The organism is Methylobacter sp. (assembly GCF_004322395.1).
In the GTDB taxonomy this organism is placed as follows: Bacteria; Pseudomonadota; Gammaproteobacteria; order Methylococcales; family Methylomonadaceae; genus Methylobacter_A.
Window position 1 is genome coordinate 79,249 of record NZ_SCTW01000118.1, and the last position, 6,576, is coordinate 85,824.

Annotated in this window: 9 protein-coding genes; 4 read left to right on the plus strand and 5 right to left on the minus strand. The window is 46.1% G+C overall.

Features of this window, described 5'->3' with window-relative positions; translation table 11 throughout:
• Positions 1-7: 7 nt before the first annotated feature.
• Positions 8-412: an NADH-quinone oxidoreductase subunit A gene (ndhC, locus tag EPO18_RS16045; protein ID WP_292435002.1), complete on the minus strand. Its 405-nt coding sequence runs from the start codon at positions 410-412 to the stop codon at positions 8-10.
• A gap of 512 nt (positions 413-924) precedes the next feature.
• On the opposite strand from ndhC, the gene EPO18_RS16050 reads away from it, so the two are divergent.
• From EPO18_RS16050 to EPO18_RS16065, 4 genes are all read left to right on the plus strand, one after another.
• Positions 925-1,278 carry a hypothetical protein gene (locus tag EPO18_RS16050; RefSeq protein WP_292435005.1) on the plus strand — a complete coding sequence of 118 codons (354 nt, stop codon included), beginning with the start codon at positions 925-927 and terminating at the stop codon, positions 1,276-1,278.
• A gap of 11 nt (positions 1,279-1,289) precedes the next feature.
• Entirely contained in the window at positions 1,290-1,814 is a 525-nt protein-coding gene (locus tag EPO18_RS16055; protein WP_292435006.1) for a glycine zipper family protein, read from the plus strand.
• A gap of 100 nt (positions 1,815-1,914) precedes the next feature.
• Positions 1,915-2,766 (plus strand): aldo/keto reductase family protein, encoded by an 852-nt coding sequence (locus EPO18_RS16060; protein WP_292435008.1) that lies wholly within the window; start codon positions 1,915-1,917, stop codon positions 2,764-2,766.
• Positions 2,763-3,287, plus strand: coding sequence for a GNAT family N-acetyltransferase (locus tag EPO18_RS16065; RefSeq protein ID WP_292435009.1), 525 nt, complete (start codon positions 2,763-2,765; stop codon positions 3,285-3,287). The genes EPO18_RS16060 and EPO18_RS16065 overlap by 4 nt, the downstream gene beginning before the upstream one ends.
• Before the next feature lie 382 nt (positions 3,288-3,669).
• On the opposite strand, the gene EPO18_RS16070 is transcribed toward EPO18_RS16065, so the two are convergent.
• From EPO18_RS16070 to EPO18_RS16085, 4 genes are all read right to left on the minus strand, one after another.
• A complete protein-coding gene (locus tag EPO18_RS16070; protein ID WP_292435011.1) occupies positions 3,670-3,942 on the minus strand; it encodes a hypothetical protein in 273 nt (90 codons plus the stop codon).
• A 101-nt stretch (positions 3,943-4,043) separates the two neighbouring features.
• Positions 4,044-4,385: a hypothetical protein gene (locus EPO18_RS16075; protein ID WP_292435012.1), complete on the minus strand. Its 342-nt coding sequence runs from the start codon at positions 4,383-4,385 to the stop codon at positions 4,044-4,046.
• 963 nt (positions 4,386-5,348) lie between these two features.
• Positions 5,349-5,591, minus strand: a complete 243-nt coding sequence (locus EPO18_RS16080; RefSeq protein ID WP_292435014.1) for a hypothetical protein — start codon at positions 5,589-5,591, stop codon at positions 5,349-5,351.
• 435 nt (positions 5,592-6,026) lie between these two features.
• Positions 6,027-6,257, minus strand: a complete 231-nt coding sequence (locus tag EPO18_RS16085; RefSeq protein WP_292435016.1) for a hypothetical protein — start codon at positions 6,255-6,257, stop codon at positions 6,027-6,029.
• Between the last annotated feature and the right edge of the window lie 319 nt (positions 6,258-6,576).

Genomic DNA, 6,576 nt, shown 5'->3' on the forward strand with positions numbered 1-6,576 from the left:
GTTTCTCCTATGATCCGACGCTACGCTGCCGGCGAGTACGCCAATCAAGAGCGCCGATAGCCCACAGGTAAATCAATGCAGCGATTAATACGCCGATAAAAATCAGTGCTTCGATAAAACCGAACCAGCCGGACTCTTGCAATGCCACCGACCAGGCAAACAGGAATACGCTTTCCATATCGAAAATAACAAAAAAGATCGCAAGTAAATAAAACTGAACGGAAAATCGGATATGAACATCGCCCGCAGCAACAATCCCCGATTCGAAAGGCTCGTCGGCAGCTTTGGCGTGATGCCTCTGGCCCAACAGGTGCGCGCCACCTAGCATAATACCGGTGATCGCAATTACGGCTCCGAAATAAATGATTAGTTGGAGCAGGTCGGCAGTAAGAATAACTTCGGAGTTCTGCATATCAACGAGCCTCATTTTATCCATAAAAGATTTAAAGATATGAACTCAACAGCGGAGAGTTTTTTAGTCTACTTAGCCTTTAAATTACCTCTTTCAACCGAAAAATTTGCCGGCGCGCCGATGCTTTAAAACTTTACTTTTAAAGACCGCAAACCATTCTATCCATGAAGGCAAAAAAAAATATTAGTACAAATGCCTATCTGATCAGGAAGTTGTTTCAGCCAATTGAAAAAGGTTTTTGCGTACAAGCTTTCCGGGAAGTTGCCATATGACCATGGATCAAGCGGCTGCGCTGAACCGGAAAAACACCCTATGAGTAAATGGCCTTGGGTTCCAACCAAATAAATACCTATCATGCGCCCCCGCTATTTTCTATACGTAGTTTGCACAACTTGACGTGTTTACGGCATTAAAAGCATCATGCCTATATGTTGAGCAGTTGTATGAAATCGACGCAATAGTTGAATTATCGGCAATTGATGACTTGGCTACTGTTTTGAGAGGAGTAAATAATGAAAGCACGTACAATGCTGACAGCGCTACTATTGGTAGCTTGCGGTTTGTATAGTGAGGCCGATTGGGCTCATAGCCGTTTCGGTTTTTATTTTGGCGTACCACTTTATTCTTATCCTTATTATCCGTATCCGTCCTATTATCCTTACCAATCCCCTTACTATTATCCACCGACGATAATCACCGTTCCCGTTACACCGCCCACTTATATACAGCAGTCCCCGCAGAATACCCAACAATATCCGTCCGGTTACTGGTATTACTGCAATAATCCCAAAGGTTATTACCCTTATGTCAAGCAATGCTCAGAAAGCTGGCAAGAAGTTGAACCGGTACCGCCCACACCGCGTTAAGGAGTCTTAATATGTCGCGTTTAACTCTAATGTTTTCGGCCATGGCCATACTGACGACAGTCACCGGCTGCGTCAGTATGCCAAGTGGGCCCAGTGTTATGGTGCTGCCGGGTACCGGTCTATCTTTCGAACAGTTTAGTAACGATAATGTTATCTGTCAGCAATATGCTTCGTTCCAGGTCGGCGGCACTACAGCTAACCAAGCGGCGGTAAAAAGCGGAGTCACTAGCGCCGCAGTCGGCACGGCGCTAGGCGCGGCAGCCGGCGCTGCAATCGGTGGGGGAGAGGGTGCGGCCATCGGAGCCGGTAGCGGTTTGGTGGGCGGCAGCTTGGTCGGTACCGGCGCCGCCAGTACCTCGATGTACGAAGCGCAAGAGCGCTACGATGCGGCTTTTATTCAATGCATGTATGCCAAAGGCCATCAGGTTCCTGTGTCTGGGCAGTTCTCGTATCAATCATCCCGTCGCTCTACGCCGCCAGCCTCGCAGATTCCGCCGCCTCCGCCCGGATCGCCGCCACCGGCTCCTACACGTTAACAGCAGAATCAAAAATTCATTACTCGGCGACATAGCCGGTAGCCCGAAGTCATCAAACGTGCGAGGATAATCGAGATCCAACATTTTCTCAGGAATGCTTATGAACCCTAACCACTTTTTAACGTCCGCTTATGGCGTACGGATACCCCGGATTATTTACGGTACGGCCTGGAAGAAAGATCGCACGGCGGCGCTGGTAGAACAGGCTATCGGACTGGGGTTCCGCGGCATCGATACCGCCTGCCAGCCCAAGCATTACAACGAAGCGGGGGTCGGCGACGGTGTGGCCGCCTGTCTGAAACGCGGGATAGATCGTTCTGAGCTTTACCTGCAAAGCAAGTTCACTTCGCTCAGCGGCCAAGATCCGATGCGAGTGCCTTATGATCCCAACGCGGATCTCAGCGAGCAAGTAATGCAATCATTCCAGACTTCACTGAAAAATCTGCAAACCACTTATTTGGATTGTCTGGTACTGCATTCGCCGTTCGCAAACTTACAGCACACCCTGGAAGTATGGCAGGCGATGGAGCAAATCTTTCACAGCGGCGGGGTCAAGCAACTGGGGATCAGCAATTGCTATGATCCCCATCAGCTTGAACTATTGTATCGAAATGCGGCGATCAAGCCGGCTGTTATCCAGAACCGTTTTTATGCGGAAACTCAGTACGATCGGGTCATCCGCGCTTTCTGCCGGGAACATCGGATAATTTACCAAAGCTTCTGGACACTGACCGCCAATCCCAATGTTTTGTCTCATGCCACGCTGCAAACGCTGGCGGAGAAATACCGGCGTAGCGCCGCCCAGATATTTTTCCGCTACTTAAGCCAAACCGGCATTATTCCGTTAACCGGCGCCACATCGGAAAACCACATGCGTGAAGACCTTGCGATCTTCGATTTTGAATTGACTGCCGGCGAGTGCGATGCTGTGGAAATGTTGCTTTCATCATGACGTTGACTTTATCGATATCCAAGGCTGAAAAACAGGATGCCGGGCAGATCGCCGCTTTGATTAATTCAGCTTATCGCGGCGAATCCAGTCAACAAGGCTGGACCACGGAAGCTGATTTACTGGCCGGGCTCAGAACCGACACGGAAGAAATCCTGCAATTGATTTCAAGTGACGATTCGATGATTTTGCTGTGCAAGGCCGAAGCGGAACTGGTTGGGTCGATACATTTGCAGAAACAGGCCGGACAAGTTTGCCTCGGTATGCTGGCAGTAAGTCCGCCATTACAGGTCAGAGGCATAGGCAAGCAGTTGCTGGAAGCAGCAGAGCAAGCCGCAAAGCAAACCTGGGCCGTCGATAAATCGGTTATGAGCGTCATTTCATGCAGGAACGAACTGATCGCATTTTACGAACGGCGCGGTTACCGGCGCACCGGGGTAAGCAAAGTGTTTCCGGTGAACCCGGAGCTATGGATGCCTAAAGTTGCAGGTTTGCGGTTGGAGATATTGGAAAAGGTGCTGTAGGTTTGGAACTTAGCGCATCATCATTTTTATGAGTAAGGGGCGATGTGGTCTACATCAGGCCGCCCACACTTAGGCTGTTTTGCAAATGAAATAGTTAAAAGGCCGCCAGATTAGTATGAACGTAATCTGACGCATAACGGCAATAAATTTCTGGTTCCCTTAGCGAGGGAACCAGGGAACCTTCCGCTTGCCTTCAAGTCACCACATCAGGCTTGGTTCTACCCGTACGCTTTTTTACTTCACAAAATTGTTCGGCAAGGTTAATTAACTCTGCCAATGCTACTAGTTGGGCATCTTGACTATGCTTGGATAGATTAGGTTCAAAACGTTCCAACAGGATCAAAACGGATGCAATACGAGCATTTTATTCCGCCCAAGGCGGTTAGTATGAGAGCGGACGAGGCTCGCTGTTGCCGACCTGTGACCTGATTTCGTCGAGGGTCTGGTTGAGATGCCGGACTTCGTCTTGAAGGTAATGGATTTCTTGAGTCATTTTTTCTCGGTCATTCTCAAGGGTTTTGATTTGGCGTTGTTGCTGTTCACAGAGTTTTGCTGAACCGATTTCTTCTGACGCATTCACAGGACTGGCGGCTTGAGCAAAAAATGGCTGGAGTGAAAAAATAAAAATAACGGTCAGGAATAATTTTTTAGTCATGGTGGGTATTCATTTATTTAGTGGGTAGTTGTTGCTGAGCTGCTCTGAAAGCAGTTAGTACGTGTCTGTGTTGAATAGACGGGGTGGCAACAAGTGCCAGCTCATTTTTTCTCTTGCTGCGCATGTGACTGTGCTGATACGACTTCCACTCGATTTCGATAGTCTTCACCCTCTTTTTTAAATGCAGGGTAGCCGTGGTACGCAAATGCAAGACTGATTGCTAGCATTACGCCGCCTGCAACGCGGGACTTCTTGGAGCTAAAAAATGCCGGGGCTATGGCAAGAGCGGCAGCAACTATGTAGGATAGAAATTGAGCTCCGGGTGACATAACACTGAGACCAAGGAAAGTTACAAATACTGAAGCCCAGACTAGAGCAGAGGCGGATTTAGGATTCATATTCTTGCTCATTTCCGATAAAGCAGCGGTGCGGCATATGTCCATGAGTCCACTGCCTTTGCTTGTTAAGGCTAGTCAAGGTATATCCATTCTTTGCGATCAAAGACATAAGTTGGCCTCCCAAAGAGTGGTATAGCGTGATAAAAAAGCGAAATATTTCCTTCATAATTAATGTACTTAAAGCTATTAAAGCCTAAAGTGTACTTTGCCTTCGGTACCTTTGGAAGGTACGAAGGCACTAAGTCATTTAAAGATTTAGGATAGTCACCGGTAACTTGATGGAAGTTCTCAATGACCAGGACGAGGTCATTCGCTCGATTTTGGGCAATCTTGTTATTAATGCTATTTGACGTAAAAACCGCGATTACGGTAAAACCGTAAATCAAAACCTTGGTCAGCTCATATTTCGGACTTTGTTTTGTATATTTTTTAAAGGCAGACTTTGGCAGCCACCATAAAATAATTATAAGAATTAGAAATAATGAGATGACTCCTTGATTTATGACAAGTGCATCTAGAACAAAAAATATTGCACCTGTAAGGATGGACTTTTTCACTGTATTGTTTGATGTGTCATATCGTGCCTAACGCTCATAAAAGACCAGATTTAGTCCGTCAGGCACCATGAATGCCTTGCTTGTAGGCGGGCAGTGGTAGAGTAGTGTTAAGCGCAGGCTGATTTTACAAGTCATGATTGGCTCGGGGCTTAAGCTCCATGATTAAATTCAGCGTTTCGTAATTTCATATTGCGATGCGTATCGCTAAGCGGACAAACTGAAGTAACCATTACATGGTCTAGAGTTGGCCGCTTTACTGGAATAGGGCTTGCCTATTTAAATAAAATATCTTTCCTGGAAGACTGTCGGATTTAGACGTTGAAATAAACCAACATATTTATTCCTAGCCGGTTTTCATTAGAAAAATTATCTATTTTTTATTTCAATGGCTTATGGTTTTTAGTGGGCTATAATCCGATAGCCTCCAAGGCGTATTGATGCGATATTTTTACTACTTTGCGTCCTGCTCGATTGGGCCGCCAGGGGCCTGCCCAGCAGGTGTAGTGTTCTCAAGGCTTGGCGAATGAACCACATCTGATTGTTTGTCGGAGAGATCAACCGTACTCGTGTCTTTATTTTCCTCTGAAGCGGGTGTACTTGGGGTGTCTCTAAGATCGACTACAGGTGCATCATCTGCGGCGAAAGATGCGGAGCTAGTCATAACAATCAGTAAACCTATCAATAAAATTTTCATCGCTTTTTCCTTATTTAATTAATATTATCTCAGTAACGAATCTTGCATATAAATGAAGGATACCAGTATCGTTCATTCAATAGGATTATCATCTTATAGCTTTGGATATTGAATCATTAATCGGTGTCAAATTGGCTATGTGAATATTGATGCCGTTCAGTCTGGGGCGCCGCCAGCAAGCGACACCCCGAAAACATCTGGTTTTGCAGAACCGGGCAAAACAACACTTCAATTTAAGCGTTAAAAGATTTTAAGTTTCAAAAAGCCAAATTGTTATTTGATATTGGTGCCCACGGGGAGTCGCTATTTTTGCGAGAGCTTTTATGGACATTTCTACCCAACAACGGGTAAAAACTTAAGTGAGCAATGACTCGACCCAATGTCGGCAAGCCTGCATCTTCACTACGCAAAAAGTACTTCGTGAGAACATATACGCTATTGCTGCGGACTGCTCGACTCCTGGCTCGTAGCGCTGGAGTCGTGAGGTGTGTCAAAAGTCTGCCCCGCTTCATCTTTGGCCTGTTCGGGGGTTGGGGCGGCAACAGCTTCCTGGCCGTCTTGGTTGGCATTTTGTAAATCCTGCATAGCCGAACTTTCTTCAGCAATAGCAGACAAACTAAAGAATGAAACTACAAGTAACAGGGTCGTAAAGATAATTTTTTTCACGTGAACAATCCTCATTATTATATTTGAATATCGTTTCGCACATTGACTCAAAGTGCCAGTCCCTCATAAAAACCTTCATGATAATAATACTAGCTATATTAAAAGGCTATGATTTATTTTGGCTACGCCATTGTTAATTGCTGGAATATTTTTGTTTTTTTGCAAAAGCCTTATTTCAGATTATTTTAGAGTGTGTCCATATATGGACTCCTCCCGTTTTGCAAGCACTTTACTACGTCAGGATTAGGGACGACTGCACACGTATATCCGGCCTGTTATTTGAGCACAAGCTCTGGCCATAATGGGCTATTCGCGCGTT

Coding starts and splice junctions, on each gene's coding strand:
- EPO18_RS16065 (WP_292435009.1), top strand. CDS start 2,763: ATGACGTTGACTTTATCGATATCCAAGGCTGAAAAACAGGATGCCGGG.
- ndhC (WP_292435002.1), bottom strand. CDS start 412: ATGCAGAACTCCGAAGTTATTCTTACTGCCGACCTGCTCCAACTAATC.
- EPO18_RS16075 (WP_292435012.1), bottom strand. CDS start 4,385: ATGGACATATGCCGCACCGCTGCTTTATCGGAAATGAGCAAGAATATG.
- EPO18_RS16055 (WP_292435006.1), top strand. CDS start 1,290: ATGTCGCGTTTAACTCTAATGTTTTCGGCCATGGCCATACTGACGACA.
- EPO18_RS16070 (WP_292435011.1), bottom strand. CDS start 3,942: ATGACTAAAAAATTATTCCTGACCGTTATTTTTATTTTTTCACTCCAG.
- EPO18_RS16050 (WP_292435005.1), top strand. CDS start 925: ATGAAAGCACGTACAATGCTGACAGCGCTACTATTGGTAGCTTGCGGT.
- EPO18_RS16080 (WP_292435014.1), bottom strand. CDS start 5,591: ATGAAAATTTTATTGATAGGTTTACTGATTGTTATGACTAGCTCCGCA.
- EPO18_RS16060 (WP_292435008.1), top strand. CDS start 1,915: ATGAACCCTAACCACTTTTTAACGTCCGCTTATGGCGTACGGATACCC.